20 protein-coding genes and 1 pseudogene are annotated in these 21,740 nt (G+C 69.6%); 11 read left to right on the top strand and 10 right to left on the bottom strand.

Annotated features, from left to right (window positions below; all coding sequences use genetic code 11):
• Positions 1-3: 3 nt before the first annotated feature.
• Positions 4-2,124: an acyl-CoA dehydrogenase family protein gene (locus ACWF9G_RS10115; protein WP_452514789.1), complete on the bottom strand. Its 2,121-nt coding sequence runs from the start codon at positions 2,122-2,124 to the stop codon at positions 4-6.
• A 126-nt stretch (positions 2,125-2,250) separates the two neighbouring features.
• Here ACWF9G_RS10115 and kstR point away from each other — a divergent pair, with 126 nt between their 5' ends.
• The 7 genes from kstR (at position 2,251) to ACWF9G_RS10080 (ending at position 10,688) form a co-directional block, all read left to right on the top strand.
• The gene (kstR, locus tag ACWF9G_RS10110) at positions 2,251-2,865 is read left to right on the top strand and encodes a cholesterol catabolism transcriptional regulator KstR (protein ID WP_218720591.1); all 615 of its coding nucleotides are present in this window, start codon (positions 2,251-2,253) and stop codon (positions 2,863-2,865) included.
• A 312-nt stretch (positions 2,866-3,177) separates the two neighbouring features.
• Positions 3,178-5,748 (top strand): trehalose-phosphatase, encoded by a 2,571-nt coding sequence (gene otsB / locus ACWF9G_RS10105; protein WP_379309732.1) that lies wholly within the window; start codon positions 3,178-3,180, stop codon positions 5,746-5,748.
• 149 nt (positions 5,749-5,897) lie between these two features.
• Entirely contained in the window at positions 5,898-6,782 is an 885-nt protein-coding gene (locus ACWF9G_RS10100; RefSeq protein ID WP_379309729.1) for a metal ABC transporter solute-binding protein, Zn/Mn family, read from the top strand.
• Between the two features lie 9 nt (positions 6,783-6,791).
• Positions 6,792-7,637 carry a metal ABC transporter ATP-binding protein gene (locus ACWF9G_RS10095; RefSeq protein WP_452514788.1) on the top strand — a complete coding sequence of 282 codons (846 nt, stop codon included), beginning with the start codon at positions 6,792-6,794 and terminating at the stop codon, positions 7,635-7,637.
• Complete coding sequence (locus ACWF9G_RS10090; protein ID WP_452514860.1) at positions 7,634-8,503, top strand: metal ABC transporter permease; 870 nt, start codon at positions 7,634-7,636, stop codon at positions 8,501-8,503. Before ACWF9G_RS10095 ends, ACWF9G_RS10090 begins: the two co-directional genes overlap by 4 nt.
• 111 nt (positions 8,504-8,614) lie before the next feature.
• Positions 8,615-9,787, top strand: a complete 1,173-nt coding sequence (locus ACWF9G_RS10085; RefSeq protein ID WP_452514787.1) for an acyl-CoA dehydrogenase family protein — start codon at positions 8,615-8,617, stop codon at positions 9,785-9,787.
• A gap of 97 nt (positions 9,788-9,884) precedes the next feature.
• Positions 9,885-10,688, top strand: coding sequence for an enoyl-CoA hydratase/isomerase family protein (locus ACWF9G_RS10080; protein WP_452514786.1), 804 nt, complete (start codon positions 9,885-9,887; stop codon positions 10,686-10,688).
• 3 nt (positions 10,689-10,691) lie between these two features.
• Here ACWF9G_RS10080 and ACWF9G_RS10075 read toward each other — a convergent pair whose 3' ends face one another.
• The 6 genes and pseudogenes from ACWF9G_RS10075 to carD form a co-directional block, all read right to left on the bottom strand.
• Entirely contained in the window at positions 10,692-10,970 is a 279-nt protein-coding gene (locus ACWF9G_RS10075) for a DUF4190 domain-containing protein (RefSeq protein ID WP_378846185.1), read from the bottom strand.
• A gap of 50 nt (positions 10,971-11,020) precedes the next feature.
• Entirely contained in the window at positions 11,021-12,004 is a 984-nt protein-coding gene (gene rlmB, locus ACWF9G_RS10070) for a 23S rRNA (guanosine(2251)-2'-O)-methyltransferase RlmB (RefSeq protein ID WP_379309724.1), read from the bottom strand.
• The gene (cysS, locus tag ACWF9G_RS10065) at positions 12,004-13,407 is read right to left on the bottom strand and encodes a cysteine--tRNA ligase (protein WP_379309723.1); all 1,404 of its coding nucleotides are present in this window, start codon (positions 13,405-13,407) and stop codon (positions 12,004-12,006) included. Before cysS ends, rlmB begins: the two co-directional genes overlap by 1 nt.
• 132 nt (positions 13,408-13,539) lie before the next feature.
• The gene (ispF, locus tag ACWF9G_RS10060; RefSeq protein ID WP_379309722.1) at positions 13,540-14,007 is read right to left on the bottom strand and encodes a 2-C-methyl-D-erythritol 2,4-cyclodiphosphate synthase; all 468 of its coding nucleotides are present in this window, start codon (positions 14,005-14,007) and stop codon (positions 13,540-13,542) included.
• Between the two features lie 125 nt (positions 14,008-14,132).
• A pseudogene (ispD, locus tag ACWF9G_RS10055) lies at positions 14,133-14,810 on the bottom strand (2-C-methyl-D-erythritol 4-phosphate cytidylyltransferase); the annotation flags it as partial.
• 1 nt (position 14,811) lies between these two features.
• On the bottom strand, positions 14,812-15,300 hold the full coding sequence (gene carD, locus ACWF9G_RS10050; protein ID WP_019044685.1) for an RNA polymerase-binding transcription factor CarD: 489 nt from the start codon (positions 15,298-15,300) through the stop codon (positions 14,812-14,814).
• A gap of 352 nt (positions 15,301-15,652) precedes the next feature.
• Here carD and ACWF9G_RS10045 point away from each other — a divergent pair, with 352 nt between their 5' ends.
• On the top strand, positions 15,653-16,381 hold the full coding sequence (locus ACWF9G_RS10045; protein WP_452514785.1) for a hypothetical protein: 729 nt from the start codon (positions 15,653-15,655) through the stop codon (positions 16,379-16,381).
• A gap of 79 nt (positions 16,382-16,460) precedes the next feature.
• Positions 16,461-17,861: a DNA repair protein RadA gene (radA, locus tag ACWF9G_RS10040; protein WP_379077442.1), complete on the top strand. Its 1,401-nt coding sequence runs from the start codon at positions 16,461-16,463 to the stop codon at positions 17,859-17,861.
• Positions 17,862-18,094: 233 nt separating this feature from the next.
• Here the strand turns inward: radA and ACWF9G_RS10035 are convergent, their stop codons facing one another.
• Together ACWF9G_RS10035 and ACWF9G_RS10030 are read right to left on the bottom strand one after the other, a co-directional pair.
• Positions 18,095-18,784 carry a hypothetical protein gene (locus tag ACWF9G_RS10035; RefSeq protein ID WP_379311099.1) on the bottom strand — a complete coding sequence of 230 codons (690 nt, stop codon included), beginning with the start codon at positions 18,782-18,784 and terminating at the stop codon, positions 18,095-18,097.
• Between the two features lie 82 nt (positions 18,785-18,866).
• Positions 18,867-19,490, bottom strand: a complete 624-nt coding sequence (locus ACWF9G_RS10030) for a carbonic anhydrase (RefSeq protein ID WP_379077448.1) — start codon at positions 19,488-19,490, stop codon at positions 18,867-18,869.
• A 90-nt stretch (positions 19,491-19,580) separates the two neighbouring features.
• Here ACWF9G_RS10030 and ACWF9G_RS10025 point away from each other — a divergent pair, with 90 nt between their 5' ends.
• On the top strand, positions 19,581-20,459 hold the full coding sequence (locus tag ACWF9G_RS10025) for an A/G-specific adenine glycosylase (RefSeq protein WP_452514784.1): 879 nt from the start codon (positions 19,581-19,583) through the stop codon (positions 20,457-20,459).
• Positions 20,460-20,470: 11 nt separating this feature from the next.
• Here the strand turns inward: ACWF9G_RS10025 and ACWF9G_RS10020 are convergent, their stop codons facing one another.
• Positions 20,471-21,211, bottom strand: a complete 741-nt coding sequence (locus ACWF9G_RS10020) for an alpha/beta fold hydrolase (RefSeq protein ID WP_452514783.1) — start codon at positions 21,209-21,211, stop codon at positions 20,471-20,473.
• 56 nt (positions 21,212-21,267) lie between these two features.
• Here ACWF9G_RS10020 and ACWF9G_RS10015 point away from each other — a divergent pair, with 56 nt between their 5' ends.
• Complete coding sequence (locus ACWF9G_RS10015) at positions 21,268-21,591, top strand: antibiotic biosynthesis monooxygenase family protein (protein WP_379077456.1); 324 nt, start codon at positions 21,268-21,270, stop codon at positions 21,589-21,591.
• Positions 21,592-21,740: the final 149 nt, after the last annotated feature.

Raw genomic sequence — 21,740 nt, 5'->3', positions numbered from 1 at the left:
GAGCTAACTGTCCGCATCGCGCGGCAGGCCGAGAATCCGTTCGGCGGCCACGGTCAACAGGATCTGCTCGGTACCGCCCGCGATGGAGAGACAGCGTGTGAGCAAGAATTCTTTCAGGGCTTCGTTTTCCAGGGAGCCTTCTTGTTCAGAAAGCTCCAGGGCGTACTCCGCCAGGTCCTGCCGGTGCCGGACACCGACGAGTTTGCGGACGCTGGCTTGGGCGCCCGCGTCGACTCCGGCCATGGTCGCCACCGCGATCCGCTGCTCCAGCAAGGAGCCCGCGATCGAGGAGGTGATCAGGTCGCCGAAGCGGTCCTCACGCAGTTCAGTTCCCCATCCGCCGACCGGGAAACGGTCGAGCAGCGCCTCCAGCGCGCCGCCGATTCCGCCGCCGCCCATGGCGACCCGCTCGGCCGACAGGGTGGTGCGCGCGATCTTCCAGCCGTTGTTGAGCGCGCCGACCAGGCCGTCGTCGGGGACGAAGACGTCGTCGAGGAAGACCTCGCTGAAGCGTTCCTCACCGGTGATCGTGACCAGCGGGCGTACCTGCACGCCCGCGGCGCGCATGTCGACGAGGAAGTAGCTGATCCCGCGGTGCTTGGCCGCGGCGGGATCGGTGCGAGCCAGGCAGATGCCCCAGTTCGCGATCGTCCCCAGCGACGTCCACACCTTCTGGCCGCGCAGCACCCAGCCGCCGTCGACCTTCTCGGCCGTGGTGCGCAGGGCCGCGAGGTCCGAGCCTGCGCCCGGTTCGCTGAACAGCTGGCACCAGGTCACCTCGCCGTGCAGGGTCGGCCAGACGAAGCGCTCGATCTGCTCCGGCGTGCCGAAGCGCAGCAGGGTCGGCACCGCCCAGCCCGCGACGGCCAGGTCGGGGGTCTCCAGGTCGGCGCGGCGCAGCTGTTCGGCGATCTGCAGGCAGGTCATCGGATCGGCTTCGCGCCCATACGGTTTCGGCCAGTGCGGCATCACGAAGCCGCCCTCGACCAGCGCGCGCTGCTGCTCGGCGGGCGCCAGCGCGGCGATGGCGGCGATCTCGGCGGTCAGCGCGGAATCGCCCGCGGCGTCACCGAGGACGCGCTCGGCGCCGGTGGTGCGGCGCTGCCCGGCCCTGGTGAGTTCGGCGACCCTGGCCCGCCAGCGCGCCGTTCCACCGAGCAGCTGGCGCAGCGAGCTGGCCCGGCGCAGGTAGAAGTGCGCGTCGTGTTCCCAGGTGAAGCCGATGCCACCGAGCACCTGGATGGCGTCCTTGGCGGTGTCGACCGCGGCGTCGAGCGCGGCGGCCGCGGCGACGGCGGCGGCGATCGGCAGTTCGGCGCCGCCCTCATCGATGGCGGCGGCCGCGTCGGCGGCGACGGCACGGATCAGCTCGGTGCGGCACAGCATCCAGGCGCAGATGTGCTTGATCGCCTGGAACCCGCCGATCGGCTTGCCGAACTGCTCACGGACCTTGGCGTAGTCGACCGCGGTGCGCAGGCACCAGCCCGCGATGCCCGCCAGCTCGGCCGCCGCGAGGGCGACGAACAGGTCGGTGACGTCGACCTCGGGCGCGAAGCTCGACGACACCGCGACCCCGGCGGCCTCCACCCTGGCCAGCGGCACGGTGTGGTCGGCGTTCGGCAGCGGCGTGATCGTCACCACAGTGGGCGAGAGCAGCAACCAGCGCGTGCCGTCCGGCGTGCTCGCCGGCACCAGGACCTGAGTGTCCTTGTCGGCGCCGTAGACGTACTCCCAGGCGCCGGTGACGGTCCAGCCGTCGGCGTCCGAACCCACCGCTGTCGCGGTCGGCCGCTCGCCCGGCACGGCGACACCGCACGGCGCACCGCCGGTCACCGCGCCCTGGGTGATCAGCCCGGCCAGCGCGGTGGCCAGCACCGGACCGCCGACCAGGTCGTCGGCGGTCTGTTCCAGCAGCACGGCCAGGTCGGCCACGGTGCCGCCCAAGCCGCCGTGCTCCTCGTCGAGCGCGACCTCGAAGAGGCCGAACTCGGTCAGCGCGGGCCAGTACTGGTGCCAGCTTCCGGCACCGCCGGCCCGCATTGTTGCAATCGGCGCGACCGAACTCGCCCAGCCCCGCAGCGACTCCGCGGCGGCTTTATGCTCGTCAGTGGTGGCGATGGTCACAAGAAAAACCGCCCTTCCGGCGTGGCTCCCACTCCTAGAACATGTTCTAATATCCGGGCCGGGTGTAAGTCAAGAGACCTACACTGGTCCGACATTTCAGGCGCACGCAGTGAAAGGGTTTCCACGATGGACAGTCCGGCCCCCACGCCCACCGTGACGACACTGTCGGAGGACGAACTGAGCTCCAACGCTCAGCGGGAGCGCCGCAAGCGGATCCTCGACGCCACCCTGTCGCTGGCTTCCAAGGGCGGCTACGACGCCGTCCAGATGCGCGCGGTCGCCGAGCGGGCCGATGTCGCCGTCGGCACCCTGTACCGCTACTTCCCGTCCAAGGTGCACCTGCTCGTCTCGGCGCTGGCCAGGGAATTCGAGCAGTTCGAAGGCAAGCGCAGGCCGCTACCCGGCGACGGCCCTTCCGAGCGCATGCACGGCCTGCTGACCCAGATCACCCGGATGATGCAGCGCGACCCGCTGCTCACCGAGGCCATGACGCGCGCGTTCATGTTCGCCGACGCCTCCGCCGCGGCCGAGGTCGATCGCGTCGGCAAGGTGATGGACCGCGTCTTCGCCCGCGCGATGAGCGACGGCGAGCCCGACGAGCGTCAGCTCGCCATCGCCAGGGTCATCTCCGATGTGTGGCTGTCGAACCTGGTCGCGTGGCTCACCCGGCGCGCGTCGGCGACCGACGTCACGGAACGACTCGAGCTCACCGTCGACCTGTTGCTGGGCGATCGCGGATAGACGACAAATCCCCTACAGCTGTTGACACGCGTCGGCTGTGCGTCTTCCCCTTGGAAGATGCATAGCCGACGTCGCATATGCGGAACCATGCATCTACCAGCCACGCGGGCGTCGCCATCGGGCCCGCGGGCATGCTGAGCTCGGCGAACAGGGCATGCCCAGATGGGCGAAAGGCCCGGAATTAGCGACATGGTCGCGAGTCACCGGCCGACACCCGAGCGCACAACCCGCCGCGCCGCCAGCGCGGCAAAATTGACGCAGTATTGTTTTTCGCGCCCCCTGATCAACTCCTCCCATCACTAGGTTGGATGCGTGAGCGCACAGGATCTGCCCTTGGAAGTCCGCCGTGCACTGGCGTCGGTTGCGCGCGTGCCACGGCTCTTGGTTGCCTCGGACTACGACGGGACTATCGCCCCGATCGTGTCCGACCCCGCCAAAGCGTTTCCCCAACGGGAATCGGTGAGCGCCTTACGCGCGCTGGCGGGGTTGGCGAACACGACGGCGGCGGTGATTTCCGGTCGGGCACTACGTGATCTGGCGGCGCTGTCGCGCCTGCCGGTCGAGGTGCAACTGATCGGCAGTCACGGCTCGGAGTTCGACGTCGGCTTCGTGCACGCGATCGACAACGACGCCAAACAGCTACTGACGGAGATCAACTCCGCATTCGCCCAGATCGCCGCCGAGAACCCCGGCGTCGCCGTCGAGATGAAACCGGCGAGCGCCGCGTTGCACGTGCGCAACGCCAGCCCCGAGATCGGCAGGCGCGCACTGAATTCCGTGCGTCAGGGCCCGGCCTGCTGGGTCGGCGTGCAGGTGACCGAGGGCAAGGCGGTGATCGAGCTCGCCGTGATCCCCACCGACAAGGGCACCGCGCTCGACACCATCCGGCACCAGGAGAGCTCGTCGGCCGCCGTGTTCTTCGGCGACGACGTCACCGACGAGAAGGCCTTCCGGGTGCTGTCCGGCCCCGATGTCGGGATCAAGGTCGGCGACGGCGAGAGCCTGGCCAAGCTGCGGGTCGATTCGACCGAGGACGTGGCGCGGGCGCTGGCCTTCCTGGTGGAGGAACGCCGCACCTGGCTGGCCGGCGCCAGCGCGCCGCGCATCGAGCGACTGTCCATGCTGGCGAGCCCGCGCTCGGTCGCGCTGCTCACCCCCGACGCGACGGTCACCTGGTTCTGCCATCCCGAACCGGATTCGGCGGCGGTGTTCGCGCACCTGCTCGGCGGCGCCAACGCCGGGCATTTCACCGTGGCGCCGGAGCGGGCGGGACTGCCGCTGTCGCAGCGGTACGTGGACGGCACGATGACCGTCCAAACCCGCTGGGCCAGTTTGCAAGTCACCGACTACCTGCCGCACGACGTCGCCCCCGACCGCACCGACCTGACCCGCGTGATCACCGGTGACGCGAAGGCCGTCGTCACCTTCGCGCCGCGGCCGGAATTCGGCCAGGTGCCGGTGCGCATCGAATCCGTGCCGAGCGGGCTGCGGGTCAGCGGCACCAACGATCCGATGGTGCTGCGCTCGCCCGGCGTGCAGTGGGAGATCCTCTCCGACGGCACCAACGAGCAGGCGCGCGCGGTGGTCGACCCGTCCGGCGCACCGGTTGTGCTCGAATTGCGCTGCGGCACCGCAGACCTCGCGCCGTCGATGACGCCGGAACACCAGCGCCGCCAGCTGGCCGAGCAGTACTGGTCGCAGTGGGCGGCCGGGCTCCAGCTGCCGCCGCTCAAGCCGGATCTGATGAAGCGCTCCGCGCTGACCCTGCGCGGGCTCGTGCACCGCCCGTCCGGCTCGATCCTGGCCGCGGCAACGACCTCGCTGCCAGAGGACATCGGCGGCGTGCGCAACTGGGACTACCGGTACTGCTGGCTGCGCGACGCGTCGCTGACCGCGCAGGCGCTGGTGACGCTGGGCTCGCTGACCGAGGCCGAGGAGTTCCTCGGCTGGACGCACCGGGTCCTCGACACCCTCCCCGGCCCCGAGCGGCTGCACCCGCTGTACACGATCTACGGCGAGACGCTGCCGCCGGAAGCCGTCATCGACCTGCTGCCCGGTTACGCGGGCTCGCGGCCGGTGCGCGTCGGCAACGCGGCGAACATGCAGGTGCAGCTCGACGTGTTCGGGCCGATCGTCGACCTGATCACGTCGATGGCGCACGAGCGGGAACGCCAGGGCATCATCGAGCCGGCCAGGGCACTGCCCGACCCCGACTGGGAGCTGGTGCACGCGATGGTGTCGGCGGTGCAGCGGCGCTGGACCGAGCCCGACCACGGCATCTGGGAGATCCGCGGCAACCCGCGTCACCACGTGTACTCCAAGGTGATGGGCTGGCTGACGATCGATCGCGCGCTGACCCTGGCCGAGCGCTTCGACCGCCCGGCCGATCCCGAGTGGGCGCTGCTGCGCGACACCATCGCCGACGAGGTGAAGGCCAAGGGCTGGAACGACGAAGTGCAGTCCTACACCGCCGCCTACGACGGCACCGATCTCGACGCCGCGACCCTGCACATCGGGCTGAGCGGGCTGATCGATCCGGCCGACCCGCGATTCGCCGCGACGGTCATCGCGACCGAGGCCGAATTGCGCAGCGGCGCGACGGTCTACCGCTACCACCACGACGACGGCCTGCCCGGCGGCGAGGGCGGGTTCCACCTGTGCGCCGCGTGGCTGGTCGAGGCGTACCTGCTCATCGGCAGGCGCTCGGACGCCGAGGCACTGTTCGCCCAGCTGGTCGCGGCCGCGGGGCCGACCGGCCTGCTGAGCGAGGAGTACGACCCCGTCGCCGAACGCTCACTGGGCAACCATCCCCAGGCCTACAGCCACCTGGGCCTGCTGCGCTGCGCCCAGCTGCTGAGCCAACCCGCCGACGTACTGGTCTGACGGTTTGACGACAAGCCGGGCTCGAACTCGAGCCCGGCTTTTCGGTGTGGTTCGTACCGGGTACTCGTTCCTGCTAAAGTAAAACGGTAACGGTTTCCATTATGATCTAGGGCACAGCCTGCCTGATCGAGCACGGCCAGGAGTACTGCGTGAACAGTCGATTCGCCCGCGTGTGTGCAGGTCTCACGGCGGGAGTGGCGGCCGCGGTCGTGCTCACCGCCTGTGGCGACGGCGCGAAGGACTCCGATGGCCTGTCGATCGTGGCCTCCACGAATGTGTGGGGCTCCATCGCGACCGCTGTCGCCGGGCCCGATGTCCAGGTCACCTCGATCATCAGCGATCCCGCCGCCGACCCGCACTCGTTCGAGACCTCGGCCACCGATACCGCCAAGATCAGCGATGCCGATCTGGTCGTGTTCAACGGCGGGCACTACGACGAGTTCATCGAGAAGGCGATCTCCGGCAAGGACAAGCGGACTGTCGAGGCGTTCGAGCAGCGGGCCGACAAGAGCGACGAGAACGAGCATGTCTGGTACGACGTCAGCACCGTCGCCGCGGTCGCCGACCGGATCGCCGCCCAGCTCGGCGAGCTCGACAGCGCCAACGCCGCCGCCTATACCGAGCGGGCGACCACCTTCAAGAACCAGCTGATCGGCGTCAGCACCATCACCGGGACCATCGCCACCCAGCATCCGAACGCGCCGGTCGCCCAGTCCGAGCCGCTCGCGCACTACCTGCTGGTGGCCGCGACCGCGCAGGACAAGACCCCGCACGAGTTCCAGGAAGCGATCGAGCAGGAGACCGACCCGGCCCCGGCCGCCGTCGCCGCCACCCGCGACCTGATCACCGGCAAGCAGGTCAAGGCGCTGATCTACAACAGCCAGACCGAGGACAAGATCACCCAGGACCTGCGCGCCACCGCGCAGACCGCGGGCATCGCCGTGGTCGAGGTCACCGAGACCTTGCCTGCCGGAATGGATTACGTCCAGTGGCAGACCGCGAACGCCAAGGCGCTCGCGGCGGCGTTGCGCTGAGGCCCTGACATGTCCACGACCGAGGAAGCAGCGCTGACCGTCACGGCACCGGCGGTGTCCGCCACCGCGGCCATCCGGCTGCGCGGGGCCACCCTGTCCTTCGGCGGGCGCACCCTCTGGCGCGACCTCGACCTCGATGTGGCGCCGGGGGAATTCATCGCCGTCCTCGGTCCCAACGGTTCCGGCAAGACCTCGCTGCTGCGAGTGCTGCTCGGCAAGCTCGGCCTGACGGCGGGCACCGCGGAGGTCGCGGGCAAGCGGGCCGATGTCGGCAATCCCGGCATCGGCTATGTCCCGCAGCAGAAGACCATCGACGCCGGTGTGCAGTTGCGCGGGGTCGATCTCGTCGGGCTCGGTGTCGACGGGCATCGCTGGGGACTTGGCTGGCGTGGCCGCGGTGAACGGGCGCGCAAGGTCGAGGCCGCCGTCGCCGCGGTCGGGGCGCAGAGTTTCGCGCATGCGCCGCTCGAGACGCTCTCCGGTGGTGAACAGCAGCGGCTGCGGGTCGCGCAGGCGCTCGTCGGCGATCCGTCGGTGCTGCTGTGCGACGAGCCGCTGCTGAGCCTTGACCTGGCCAATCAGCGGCTGGTCGCCGAACTCGTCGACAAGCGCCGCCGCGAGCACGACACGGCGGTCCTGTTCGTCACCCACGAGATCAACCCGATCCTGCCGCTGGTCGACCGGGTGCTCTACCTCGTCGACGGCGAGTTCCGGATCGGCGCACCCGACGAGGTGATGACCTCGGCGACGCTCTCGGAGCTCTACGGCACCGAGGTCGAGGTCCTGCGGGTGCGCGACCGGCTGGTCGTCGTCGGGACCGGCGACGACATGGACGCCCTCGGTGGTACCGCCTGATGGACAAGCTCACCAAGGTCCTGCATCAGATGTTCGACGTCGGCACCACCGCCGACCTGCTCACCTACGACTTCGTGCAGCAGGCGCTGCTGGCGAGCGCGCTGCTCGGTCTGCTCGCCGGACTGATCGGGCCACTGATCGTCAGCAGGCAGATGTCGTTCGCCGTGCACGGCACCAGCGAGCTCTCGCTGACCGGCGCGTCGGCGGCGCTGCTGGCCGGTGTCGGGGTCGGGATCGGCGCGATCGCCGGGTCGGTGGTCGCGGCCGTGCTGTTCGGCTGGCTGGGCTCCCGTGCGCGCGAGCGTGATTCGGTGATCGCGGTGGTGCTCTCGTTCGGGCTCGGCCTGTCGGTGCTGTTCCTGTGGCTCGCGCCCGACCGGGCCGGGTCGAAGTTCTCGCTGCTGACCGGGCAGGTCGCCAGCGTCGGCTACGACGGGCTGGCACTGCTGGTCACCTGCGCCGCGGCCGTGCTCGCGGTGCTGGCCGTTGTCTACCGGCCGCTGCTGTTCGCCAGCTCCGATCCCGAGGTCGCGATCGCGCGCGGGGTGCCGGTGCGGGCGCTGTCGGTGGTGTTCGCGGTGCTGCTCGGCATCACCGCCGCGTTCGGCGTGCAGATCGTCGGCGCGCTGCTGGTGCTCGCGCTGCTGATCACCCCGGCGGCCGCTGCCGCGCAGCTGACCGCGAGTCCGTTGCGGGCGACGGTGTTGTCGGTGATCTTCGCCGAGGTGTCCGCGGTGGGCGGGTTGCTGTTGTCGCTGGCGCCGGGTGTGCCGGTGTCGACCTTCGTCACCGGGATCTCGTTCACCATCTACCTGGTGTGCCGGTTCGTCGGACACCGCAACCGGCAGCTGGCCGGCGCGCGCTGACCCTGCCATGGCGTCGGCAGGCTGGGCGCCACGCGTCTCGATTCCGGGCCGACGCCGGCGATAGGCCCAAAGAGCCGCGACCCACGCACGCACGCGCGCAAAATACACAGCATGATCGACTTCAGTGTTCCGGACGATCTGGCCGCGCTGCGGGATCGGGTTCGCGCCTTCGTCGCCGAGCAGATCGTGCCGTTCGAACGCGATCCGCGCCTGACCGCGCACGGGCCGACCGACGAACTGCGCGCCGAACTCGTCGAACTGGCGCGGGCGGAGAAGCTCCTCACGGTGCAGGCGCCGGTCGAATACGGCGGTCTCGGGCTGTCCCATGTCGAGCAGGCGCTCGTCTACGAGGCGGCGGGCTGGTCGACGCTCGGCCCGGTCGCGATGAACTGCGCAGCGCCCGACGAGGGCAATATGTTCCTGCTCGGCAAGATCGCCGACCCCGACCAGGTCGACCGGTACCTGATGCCGGTGATCCGGAGTGAGCAGCGCTCGGTGTTCGCGATGACCGAACCCGGCGGGGCCGGGTCGGATCCCGGGCAGCTGAGCACCGAGGCGGTGTTCGACGGGGAGAACTTCGTCGTCAACGGGCGCAAGTGGCTGATCACCGGCGCCGACGGGGCCAAGACCTGGATCATCATGGCGCGCCTTGCCGAGAACCCGCACCTGCCCGCCGGGCCGACGCTGTTCCTCACCGACGGCGACGCCGAGGGCATCGTCATCGAGCGGATCATGAACACGATGGACCGCAACTACGTCGGCGGGCACGCGGTGGTGCGGTTCGAGAACCTCACGCTGCCGCAGTCCGCCGTGCTCGGCCGCACCGGGCAGGCCCTGCGCTACGCCCAGCTGCGACTGGCGCCCGCCCGGCTCACCCACTGCATGCGCTGGCTCGGCGCGGCCGAACGCGCCCAGAGCATCGCCCTCGACTACGCGCGCACCCGCACCGCCTTCGGCAAGCCGATCGGCGAACACGAGGGCGTGTCGTTCATGCTCGCCGACAACGAGGTGGCGCTGCACCAGTGCAGGCTGACCATCTGGCACAGCTGCTGGCTGATGGATCAGGGCCAGCAGGCCAGGCACGAATCGTCGATGGCCAAGTCCTATGTCTCCGAGGAGCTGTTCAAGGTCACCGACCGTTGTGTGCAGGTGCTCGGCGGGATCGGGATCAGCGACGAGACGGTTGTGGAGATGCTGTTCCGGGACATGCGCGCGTTCCGCCTCTACGACGGCCCGACCGAAGTCCACAAATACGCCATCGGGCGGCACTTGCTCCGCGAGTAGATCCGTGTTCGATCCAGCGGCCGGTCGGCAGCCTCCGCGGCTACGCAAGCTACCGTCTCCGGCCGCTGGCGCCCGGCCGCTAGTACCATTCGATCCCATGAGTTCGGAACTGCTCGTCGATGTCTCTGCCGGGGTCGCCGTGCTCACGCTCAACCGTCCCGCGCAGCAGAACGCCGTCACCCCGACGATGGCGGCCGAACTGAGCGCCGCGCTGCACCGCTGCGACATCGAGGACGCGATCCGCGCCATCGTCATCACCGGCACCGCGCCCGCCTTCTGCGCGGGCGCCGATCTGTCGGCCAGGGCCGGCGAGGTGAGCGCCACCCTCGACCCGCCGCCGTGGCAGGTCCGCAAGCCGGTGATCGCCGCCGTCAACGGCCACGCGGTCGGGATCGGGCTGGCGCTGGCGCTGCAATGCGATCTGCGGTACTTCGCCGACGACGCCGTCTACGGGCTCAGCCAGGTGCGCCGTGGCGTGCTCGCCGACGGCTACGCGCACTGGACGGTGCCGCGGCTGGCCGGACTGGCCAACGCCGCCGACATCATGCTGACCGGGCGCACCTTCGACGGCGACGAGGCCAAGTCGATGGGTCTGGCCAATGCCAGCCTGCCGGCGGGCGAGGTGCTGCCGACCGCGCTGTCGGTCGCCAACGACATCGCCAACGGGCCGGCGCCGCTGCCGGTCGCGCTGACCAAGCGGCTGCTGTGGGAGAGCCTCGGCATGACGCCTGCCGTCGTCGGGCAGCTCGAAACCGAGCTCAACACCCACGTCGCCAAGAGCATCGACGGCGGTGAGGCGATGGCCGCGTTCAAGGAACGGCGTCAGCCGAAGTGGACGGGCCGCGTCAGCACCGAATGGCCTGCCTGGGACGTTCCCGCGGAACGTCCCAGCCTGGACTGACGCTCAGAAATTACCGTTGCAGGAGCCCGCCAGGTACAGCAACGCGAACAGCACCATCAGGATGGTGCCGATGATGCCCGCGATGTACCCGATCGTCACCTGGGAGCGCCCGGACAGCGCGCCGTAGGACGCGTCGATCTCGTTGAGCGCCCGCTTGCCGAGCACCCACGCGACCGGCCCGAAGATCCCGCAGCAGAACGGGCTGAGCAGCCCGAGCACGAGGATCAGGTTCGCCTGCGGGTGCTCGACCGTCTCACCGATCGGCTGGTTGGGTATCGCCACGCACCGAATTCTACGGTGACAGAGCGGATTTGCCCGGAAACCGCGCGGAGTCAGCCCAGACGGCGCTGTCTCGCGATGTCGGCGAGGACAACACCGGCGGCGACCGAGGCGTTGAGCGACTCGACCGGACCGGCCATCGGGATGCTCAGGATCGAGTCGCAGTTCTCCCGAACCAGGCGCGACAGGCCCTTGCCCTCGGAGCCGACGACGACGACCGTCGGCATGCTGCCGTCGAATTCGTCGAGGGGGGTGTCGCCACCGGCGTCCAGGCCGACGATCTGGAAGCCCTGCGCGGCCCAGTCCTTGAGCGTGCGGGTCAGGTTGGTCGCCCTGGCGACGGGCAGCCGGGCCGCGGCGCCCGCGCTGGTGCGCCACGCCACCGCGGTCACGCTGGCACTGCGACGCTGCGGAATCACCACGCCCTGACCGCCGAACGCGGCCACCGAGCGGATGACCGCGCCGAGGTTACGCGGATCGGAGATGTTGTCCAGGGCGACGAGCAGTCCTGGCTCGCCGGAGGTCTTCACCCGGTCCATCAGGTCGTCGGGGTGGGCGTAGCGGTACGGCGGCACCTGCAGAGCGACGCCCTGGTGCAAACCGTTGGCGCTCAACCGATCCAGATCGGTGCGCGGCACCTCCAGGATCGAGATGCCGAGGTCGGCGGCGCGCTGCACGCTCTCGGAGAGCCGGTCGTCGTTCTCGGTGCCGACGGCCACGTACAGCGCGGTCGCGGGGACCTCGGCGCGCAGGCATTCGAGCACCGGGTTGCGGCCGAGCACCAGCTCGGGACCGTCGTCGGACTTGCGGCCGACCCGCGGCACACCGGCCTTGCCGGACGGACGCGACTGCGCCGCTTTGGCTTTCGCCGCGGCCGCGGCGCGCTTGGCGGCGGGATGCTTGGTGCGCTCCGTGGCGGGCGGGGTCGCGCCCCTGCCCTCCAGACCGCGGCGGCGCTTGCCGCCGGAGCCGACGACGGCACCCTTCTTGGTGCCGCCCTTCCTGATCGCTCCGCGTCGCTGTGAATTGCCTGCCATCAGTTCGCCTTTCCGCTCGATGCGCCCAGCGACCATTCCGGCCCCTGCGGGGTATCGGTGACCTCGATACCCGCTGCGACAAGCCGATCCCGTGCGGCATCGGCTTCTGCCCAGTTCTTCTCCGCCCGCGCGCTCGCCCGGCGATCCAGCTCGGAGCGGACCAGCACATCGAGCGCGTCGAGCGCCGCCGAGTTGTCGGCGGGGGTGTACCAGTGCGCGTCGAGCGGGTCGGCGCCGAGGATGCCGAGCATCGCGCGGACCTGGCCAGCCAGCTCGGCGGCCGTCTCGACCGCGCCCGCCTCCAGCGCGCGATTGCCCTCGTGCACCACATGGTGAATTTCGGCCAGCGCCTTCGGGATCGCCAGATCGTCGTCGAGCGCGGCGGCGAATCCGTCGGTCCATTTACCGACCGGGACCTCGCCGACCCGGTCGAGCACGCGATGGACGAATGCTTCGATGCGCTGATACGAGGCGACCGCGTCGTCGAGCGCTTTGTCGGAATATTCGAGCATCGAACGGTAATGCGCGCTGCCCAAGTAGAAACGCAATTCGACCGGGCGGACCCGGCTGAGCACATTCGGCACCGAGAGCACATTGCCGAGCGACTTCGACATCTTCTCCCCGCCCATCGTCACCCAGCCGTTGTGCAGCCAGTAACGCGCGAATCCGTCGCCGGACGCTTTGGACTGAGCGATCTCGTTCTCGTGGTGCGGGAAAATCAAATCCATTCCACCGCAGTGGATATCGAATTCGGGGCCGAGATAGAACTCGGCCATCGCGGAGCATTCCAGGTGCCAGCCGGGGCGGCCGGGGCCCCACGGTGACGGCCAGCTCGGCTCACCCGGCTTGGCGGCCTTCCACAGCGTGAAGTCGCGGGGGTCGCGCTTGCCGCGGGTGGGGGTCTCACCCTGGTGCACGTCGTCGAGTTTGTGGCCGGACAGCTCGCCGTAGCTGGGCCAGCTCAGCACGTCGAAGTAGACGTCGCCGTCGGCGGCATAGGCGTGCCCGCGCTCGATCAGCCGCTCCATCAGCCCGACCATCTGGGTGATGTGGCCGGTGGCGCGTGGTTCGGCCGAGGGCGGCAGCACACCGAGCACCTCGTAGGCGGAGTCGAAGGCGCGCTCGTGCGTGGCGGCCCACTCCCACCACGGCCTGCCCGCCTCGGCCGCCTTGTTCAGGATCTTGTCGTCGATATCGGTGACATTGCGGATGAACCACACGTCGTAGTCGTGCGCGAGCAGCCAGCGGCGCAGCACGTCGAAGGCGACGCCGCTGCGCACATGCCCGATATGGGGCTGACCCTGCACGGTGGCCCCACACAGATACACCGAGGCACGGCCGGGGACCAGCGGGGTGAATTCCCGCAGGGTCCGCGTGTCGGTGTCAAAAAGGCGCAAGGTCACGGCATTCGATCCTAGTCGGTGGGATGGTGGTGGAGATGACCGGCCGGTTCGTGGCTCGCCGTGGTACTACGACGGCGGAACGAAGCGGCGAGAACGCGTGGTGCGGCAGGAAATTTTCGGGGCCCGTGAGGGCTACGAACACGCCGCGATCAGACAGGTGGCGATGGCCGCGACGCCTTCGCCACGGCCGGTCAACCCGAGACCGTCCGTGGTGGTGCCGGAAACCGAGACCGGGGCGTCGAGCAGCTCACCGAGCACTTTTTGCGCCTCGACGCGGCGCGGTCCAATCTTCGGACGATTGCCGATGACCTGCACCGCCGCGTTGACAACCTCGAAGCCCTCCTCGGCCAGCAGCCTGCGGACCTCGGTGAGCATGGCGGCGCCGGTGACACCGGCCCATTCCGGGCGGCCGACGCCGAAGACAGCGCCGACATCGCCGAGACCGGCGGCGGACAGCAGGGCGTCGCAGAGGGCGTGCGCGGCGACGTCACCGTCGGAGTGCCCGGCGCAACCGTCGGCATCGGGAAACAACAGGCCCGCCATCCAGCAGGGGCGGCCGGGCTCGATGGGGTGCACGTCGCTGCCGATTCCGACTCTCATCGGACGACCGCCTGATCGGGACGCTCCGCGACGGCCGGAGTCGGGCGCGCAGCCTCCGCTCCGCGGGCGACGGTGTCGTCCCCGCCGGCGGCAGGGTCGCCCGCAGCGGACACTCGATCGGCGCACAGCGATTCAGCCAGGCGCAGGTCGAGCGGGGTCGTGATCTTGAAGGCGAGCGGGTCGCCCGCGACGGTGCGCACCGCGACGCCGAGGCGTTCGACCAGGCCCGCGTCGTCGGTCGCGCCGACCTCGGTGGCGTACGCCTCGCGCAGGAGGTCGGCGGCGAAGCCCTGCGGAGTCTGGATGGCGCGCAGGTGGGCGCGATCGGGGGTGCCGGTCACCACGCCCGCGTCGTCGACCGCTTTCACGGTGTCGACGACCGGCAGGGCGGGGACGACGGCGGGACTACCCGCCTGCAGCTCGGCGGCCACCCGCGCGATCAGCTCCGGTGGAGTGAGCGCGCGAGCGGCATCGTGCACGAGATAGAACGCGGCATCGGGCGCGGCCGCGATCCCGGCGCGCACCGAATCGGTGCGCTCGGCGCCGCCAACGACGACCTGCACCGGCACAGGGGGCATCGAACCGCCGGTCAGTGAGGTGGTGGACAGCAGAGCGGACGCGGCATCGACCAGGTCGGCGGGCACGACCACGACGACCCGGTGCACCGCACCGGACGCGATCAGCCCGTCGACCGCCAACCGGACCATAGGTGTGCCGCCGACCGGGACGAACGCCTTCGGGGTGGATTCACCCAGGCGCACGCCACGACCGGCGGCAGGGACCAGTGCTACGACAGGTCGCACTCTAGGAAGCCGCGGCGAGGACCTCGTCGAGCAGCGATTCGGCCTTGCCGTCGTCGGTGCCCTCGGCGAGCGCGAGCTCACCGACGAGGATCTGACGGGCCTTGGCCAGCATCCGCTTCTCACCGGCGGACAGGCCGCGATCCTGCTCACGACGCCACAGGTCACGCACGACCTCGGCCACCTTGTTCACATCGCCGGAGGCGAGCTTCTCGAGGTTGGCCTTGTAACGGCGGGACCAGTTGGTCGGCTCCTCCGTGTGTGGCGCGCGCAGCACCTGGAAGACGCGGTCGAGACCCTCCTGGCCGACGACGTCACGGACGCCGACATATTCGGCGTTCTCTGCGGGAACCCGAACGGTCAGGTCACCTTGCGCGACCTTCAGGACCAGATACTCTTTCTGCACACCCTTGATGGTGCGGGTCTCGATTGCTTCGATCAGCGCCGCTCCGTGGTGGGGGTAAACGACGGTGTCTCCGACCTTAAAAATCATGTGTCCCGTGCCCCTTTCGATGTTCACAGTTTAACATGCGACTCGATAACGGCGCGATCAACTGTGCAGGTCAGGGCCACAACGAGGCCATCGTAGGGGTTGACAACGCGGAATTGTTGTGCATTGTGTTGCGCCAGAACGGGTTAACCACCAGCACAGCGAGCCGTCATCGGGGCGCACGCGGCCGGCATCGATCCGGCAACCCCGCTCCGGACACCGAACTGTTACTTCCGCGCCCGCGCGTCGCGAGCCCGGACGCCACGCGCGCGGAGCGAACTACTACGCTGCCTAGTTACTACCCTCCGATCCCCTGTGTGGACGGAGTGAGCCCGGTCGACATGGAGGACAAACCGTGACTGCCCTGAAAGCTGTGACCGCCCCGTCGGCGCGACGTCGCATGGTGACGGTTGCCGCGCTCGCCGCTACCGCGGGCATCGCCCTGACCGGCTGCAGCGCCGGCCAGCACGCCCAGACGGCGTCGCAGGCCGCCGCCATCAACGGCAACCACGCCGACGTCGGCGACATCTCGCTGCGCAACGTGCACATCGTGTACCCCGAGGCGGCCGCCGAGCACGACAAGGGTGGCAAAGCGGTGATCGCTCTGTCGATCATCAACAACAGCGAAACCGTCACCGACGAGCTGACCAGCGTGACCACCGACCTCGGTCAGGTCAAGCTCACCGGTCCGGCGGGCGACGCCAAGTTCGTGCTGAAGCCGCAGCAGACCGTCGTCGCGGGCCCGGTCAAGGTCGCCGCCGCCCAGTCGGACGACCACCACGGCGCGGCGCCGACCACCACGGCAGCCCCGACCACGACGGCAGCCCCGACCACCACCGGCGCGCCGACCACCACGGCGGCTCCGGCGGGCGACAAGCCGTCCATCGATCCCGAGGCGAAGCCCGGCACGATCGAGATCACCGGTCTGACCAAGGAGATCGATCCGGGTCTGACCTACAACGTCACCTTCAACTTCAAGGACGGCGGCACCGTGCAGGTGGCCGTCCCGGTCGACGCCGCCGCGTTCGAGCGCGTCGAGAACGAGAAGTCCGGCCCCGCCCCCGAGGGCAGCGGCGGGCACTGATTTTCGGTGCAGCAGGGAAGCCGTCGCGGTGATCGCGGCGGCTTTTCTTTTTGTCGGAGCCGATCCGTAGGGTGCGCGTGTGGCCAAGACCAAAGCTGTCTTCCGGTGCACCGCGTGCTCGCACGAGGTGTCCAAGTGGGTGGGGAAATGCCCCGAGTGCGGCGCCTGGGGGACGGTGAACGAGACCGCCGCGTCCGCGTCCGCAGCGGCGCCGGGGCGGCGCGCGATGCTGCCGACCACGGCGGCCGCCCCGCTGTCGCAGATCGACGCCAAGGTCACCCAGGCGCGGTCGACGGGGGTCAGCGAGCTGGATCGGGTGCTCGGCGGCGGTGTCGTGCCGGGTTCGGTGGTGCTGCTCTCGGGTGAGCCGGGCGTCGGCAAGTCGACCCTGTTGCTCGAGGTCGCCCACCGGTGGGCGGCTCAGCGCAGCGAGACCTCGCTGTATGTGACGGCCGAGGAATCCGCGGGGCAGGTGCGCCTGCGGGCCGACCGCACCGGCGCCGTGCACGACCGGGTGTACCTTGCCGCCGAATCGGACCTGTCGATCGTGCTCGGGCACGTGGAACAGGTGCGGCCGACGCTGCTGGTGGTCGACTCCGTGCAGACGATGCTCGCGCCCGAGGTGGACGGCGTGATCGGCGGCGTCACCCAGGTGCGCGCGGTGACCGCGGCGCTGACCTCGCTGGCCAAGGCCAGCGGGATCGCCGTGCTGCTGGTCGGTCATGTCACCAAGGACGGCAATGTCGCCGGGCCGCGCACGCTCGAGCATCTCGTCGACGTGGTGCTGCAATTCGAGGGCGACAAGAACTCCACACTGCGCATGATCCGCGGCATCAAGAACCGCTTCGGCAGTGCCGACGAGGTGGGCTGTTTCGAACTGCACGAGGACGGCATCGCCTGTGTCGACGACCCGTCCGGGCTGTTCCTGCACCACCGCACCGACACCGTCCCCGGCACCGCGGTCACCGTGGCGATGGACGGTAAACGCCCGCTGGTCGCCGAGGTGCAGGGCCTGACCGTCAAGACCGAGATCCCCCAGCCCCGCCGTGCCGTGAGCGGCCTGGACTACAACCGGGTGGCCATGGTGCTGGCCGTGCTGCAAAGCCGCGGCCGGGTGTTCCTCGGCAAGCACGACGTCTATGCCGCGACCGTCGGCGGCATGCGCCTGGTAGAGCCGACCGCCGACCTCGCCATCGCCCTGGCCATCGCCTCCGCCGAGGCCGATATCGCGCTGCCCGCGGGCTGGGTGATCCTCGGCGAGGTGGGCCTGGCAGGGGAAGTCCGCAAGGTCACCGGCCTTGGCCGGCGGCTCGCCGAGGCCGAGCGCCTCGGCTTCACCACCGCCCTCGTCCCGCCCGGTTCGGAGAAAACCAAGATCGGTTCGATGCGTATCCATGAGGTCGGCGACCTCCGTTCGGCCCTGCGGCTGGCCGAACTCCGCAAATCCCGCGCACCCCGCGACCCGGTCCCCGTGGAATAACCCCGGCAAACCGCCGATATCACCGGAATTCGGCATTTCCGTGCCAACAACCATTGACGCGCGCATCGATCATGCGAAGCTTGCAAACCGCCCCAACTTGAACATGTGACCTACAGCGCACCCGCACAATGCCGACCATTCCCAACCGGCCCCGCACGCCCGACCTCGAGGAGGGCAGGCCGACGCAGTCGGCCGTCGCGGCCGTCCCGACCTCGAGCGCGCCAGCGCTCCAATCACACAGCCAGGTTGAAGGGCTCGGCCGCGCTGCGAATGGCGCCGAGCTGCGCCACCACCATGTAGGCGCCTGCGGGCACCGGCAATCGCTCCCCGGCGCATTGGGGCTGCGAGGTGGTCCCGAACCAGGTGCCCTTGTAGGAGAGCTGTTCGCCTGCCCCGAGCGTCTTCTGATCGGGTGGCCCGTCGGGATTGCAGTCGTTGCTCGCCCAGAGCCGTCGCTGCCCGTCGAGCGTGTACACCAGGAACTGCGGACCCGGCCCCAGATCCCGCGAACAGGGCGCCGACGAGATATTCGTGATGACAGTCCCGAACGCGGGCTGATCCCCCACCCGATACGTCGGCTGCCCGACCGTCACCTTCAGCGCCAGCGACTGATCGCCACACGGCGCGGCCGCCGGCTGGGCCGCCGCCGAACTGGTCACCGCCGAACTGGTCGCCACGGCACTGGACGTGGCGGTCGCCGAGCTGCTGCTCGCCGTCGTCGAGCTCGACTCGGCGGCACTGCTGGTGCTCGGCTCGGAGGTGGTCGTCGTCGCCGCGGCGGTATTCCCGGACGATTCCCCGCCGCGCGCGACCATGGTGACGAGCCAGATCACGATCGCCAGCGCGACGACGATGACGCCGATAGCGAGTGCACGGCGACGCCAGTAGATCTCCGGAGGCAGCGGTCCATTCGGTTCCAGCACGCCTCAACGGTAAGCGCACCACGCGAGCCCGCGCTCGATGACCTCGGCGTGTCGTGGGCCCAAAAGGGGTCTATACCCCGGTTCAGACCACCTCGCCGATGTTCCCGACGGCCCGGCGCAGGTGCGCGCGGCCGTCGGCGAGCTTGTAGGTGACACTCGCGATCGCGAGCTGACCGGTGGCAACGCGCTGGGAGATGATCATCGATCGCTGCATGAGCAGCCTGCTCGTCTCCTCGACGTGGCGCGCCTCGAACTCGTCGATCGAGGTGAGGCCTTCGCGGCGGCCGACAAGGATCGACGGGGTGACCCGCTCGACGACGCTGCGGATGAACCCGCCGGGCACCTCGCCGCCGTCGAGCGCGTCGATCGTCGCCTTCACCGCGCCGCAGCTGTCGTGACCGAGGACCACGATCAGCGGCACGTTGAGCACCTCGACGCCGTACTCGATCGAGCCGAGCACCGAGCTGTCCACCACGTGACCCGCGGTCCGGACGACGAACATGTCGCCGAGGCCCTGGTCGAAGATCAGTTCGGCGGCCACCCTCGAGTCGCCGCAGCCGAACAGGATCGCGTGCGGATGCTGGCCGCTGACGAGCTTGGCTCGATCCGCGGCACCCTGGCTAGGATGCAACAGGTTGCCGTTGACGAAGCGCTCATTGCCTTCGCGCAGTGACTTCCAGGCACTTATCGGATTGGAACCAGGCATACCGACCATTGTGCACACGCCCTTGGTTACCAGCGAGTCCGCCGCGTTACGCGTCGGCAAATACAGCCTGGCGGAGTGGGAACGGGAGCAGTGAGTATCGACGACGAAGCCCTGCTGGACTGGTTCGCCGACACCGCGCGCGACCTGCCGTGGCGCAAGCCGGAAGCCACCGCGTGGCACATCCTGATGAGCGAGATCATGCTCCAGCAGACCCCGGTCGTTCGCGTCGAGCCGATCTGGCGGGAGTGGGTGGCGCGCTGGCCGGTGCCATCGGCGATGGCGGCGTCCTCCCAAGCCGAGGTGCTGCGGGCCTGGGGCAAGCTCGGGTACCCGCGGCGGGCGTTGCGGTTGCACGAGTGCGCGCGGGTGCTGGCCGCCGAGCACGGTGACGTGGTTCCCGCCGATGTCGACGTGCTGCTGAGCCTGCCCGGCATCGGCGCCTACACCGCCCGCGCGGTAGCCTGCTTCGCCTACGGCCAGCGAGTTCCGGTGGTGGACACCAATGTTCGCCGGGTGGTCGCGCGCGCGGTACACGGCCGCGAGCCGGGCAATCCGTCGTCGCGCGATCTCGCCGAGACCGAGGCGCTGCTGCCTGTCCCGGTGCCGCGCGCCGCGACGGTTTCTGCGGCGCTGATGGAGTTGGGCGCACTGGTGTGCACGGCCCGCAATCCCGACTGCGCCCGCTGCCCGCTGCCCGCCTGCGCGTGGGTCGATGCGGGCAAACCGGCCGCCGAGGTGGCCCGCAAGGTGCAGAAATACGAGGGCACCGACCGTCAGGCGCGTGGACGTCTGCTCGACGTGCTGCGCGACGCGTCCGGTCCCGTGGAACAGGTGCGCCTGGATCTGGCGTGGACGCGCGATCCCGGCCAGCGCGCGCGGGCCCTGGATTCGCTGCTGGTCGACGGGTTGATCGAGCAGACCGAGGACGGGCTGTTCGCACTGGCCGGTGAAGGTGGCGCAGCGGGATAACCCGTCTGCGTTCAGAGCACGCGACGCAGGAAGCGACCGACGTGCTCGCGATAGGCCGCAGGTTGTTCGTCGTGCACCAGATGCCCGGCCCCGGCGATCCACACATACTCCGCACCGGGGTGCACGTCGGCCATCGTCCGCATCTGACCGGCCGGGGTGATGGTGTGCTCGCCTTCGATGAGCAGCGCGGGCACCCGCAGCGACTTCCATTCGGTCCAGAAGTCGCGCGTGCCCCATTCCTCGGAGATCGCCCGGAACGTGTCGACCTCGCCGTGCAGCCGGTAGCCGTCGGGCGCGGCGGTGAAGGCGCGCAGGAAGTAGGCGCCTGCGACCGGCCCGAAGTAGTCGAGCACCGCCTGGTCGTCGGCGAAGGGCTGCGGCCAGGAGTGGATCAACTCGGCCCAGTGGGCGGCGGTGCGGCCGGTGAAATCGGGCGCGATGTCCTCGACGACGATCGCGCGCACCCGTTCGGGATAGGTGGCGGCGAAGACCCAGCCGTGGATCGCGCCCATCGAATGCCCGACGATCACCATCGGCTCGGTGATCCCGGCGGTGAGCCCGGCGAGATCGGCGACGAACGCCTCTGTGCTGAGCTCGGCGGGCGGAACGCGGCCGTGACCCGCGGCGTCGACGGTGTAGACGTGGCCGAATTCGCGCAGCCACGGGAGCAGATCTGTCCAGGTGCGCGCGCTGCCCATCAGCCCGTGCAGCAGCAGGATCGGGACGCCGGTCCCACCTTCGTCGTACAACACCCTGACGATTGTGCCCCAGAGCGGGATGTTTCCCGCGCGGTCGTATTGTCGGCGCTATGGCTGTTGTGAAGATCAATGCGATCGAGATCCCTGAAGGCGCGGGCCCCGAGCTGGAGAAGCGCTTCGCCGCCCGCGCGCACGCGGTGGAGAACTCCCCCGGTTTCCTCGGCTTCCAGTTGCTGCGCCCGGTGGCCGGCGACAACCGGTATTTCGTGGTGACGCAATGGGATTCGGAGGAATCGTTCGCCGCGTGGCGCGACGGTCCCGCCCGCGCCGCGCATGCCGGACACGGTGCCGAGGGCGAGCGTCCCAAGCCGGTGTCGACCGGTGCCTCGCTGCTCGAGTTCGAGGTCGTCCTGGACGTGCCGGCCAAGGCCTGACAACGGCGTTTCCGCTGGACATGCGGATGCGCGTATTGACGAGGGCGCCTCGCGACTGTCACAGTTCGAGGGAACACACGCGAGGGTGCGCGGTAATTCCGGTGAGATTCCGGAGCGGTCGCGCCACTGTTATCCATGTACCGGGTTCC

It is taken from the genome of Nocardia sp. NPDC055029 (assembly GCF_053608525.1).
The sequence above is the reverse complement of the archived record's forward strand: the minus strand, read 5'-3'. Positions and strand labels throughout refer to the sequence as shown.

What these genes read in the sequence shown, in the direction of transcription:
- kstR (WP_218720591.1), top strand. Translation starts at nt 2,251, where the DNA reads ATGGACAGTCCGGCCCCCACGCCCACCGTGACGACACTGTCGGAGGAC.
- ACWF9G_RS10095 (WP_452514788.1), top strand. Translation starts at nt 6,792, where the DNA reads ATGTCCACGACCGAGGAAGCAGCGCTGACCGTCACGGCACCGGCGGTG.
- ACWF9G_RS10085 (WP_452514787.1), top strand. Translation starts at nt 8,615, where the DNA reads ATGATCGACTTCAGTGTTCCGGACGATCTGGCCGCGCTGCGGGATCGG.
- ACWF9G_RS10080 (WP_452514786.1), top strand. Translation starts at nt 9,885, where the DNA reads ATGAGTTCGGAACTGCTCGTCGATGTCTCTGCCGGGGTCGCCGTGCTC.
- rlmB (WP_379309724.1), bottom strand. Translation starts at nt 12,004, where the DNA reads ATGGCAGGCAATTCACAGCGACGCGGAGCGATCAGGAAGGGCGGCACC.
- ispF (WP_379309722.1), bottom strand. Translation starts at nt 14,007, where the DNA reads ATGAGAGTCGGAATCGGCAGCGACGTGCACCCCATCGAGCCCGGCCGC.
- carD (WP_019044685.1), bottom strand. Translation starts at nt 15,300, where the DNA reads ATGATTTTTAAGGTCGGAGACACCGTCGTTTACCCCCACCACGGAGCG.
- ACWF9G_RS10030 (WP_379077448.1), bottom strand. Translation starts at nt 19,490, where the DNA reads ATGCCTGGTTCCAATCCGATAAGTGCCTGGAAGTCACTGCGCGAAGGC.
- ACWF9G_RS10015 (WP_379077456.1), top strand. Translation starts at nt 21,268, where the DNA reads ATGGCTGTTGTGAAGATCAATGCGATCGAGATCCCTGAAGGCGCGGGC.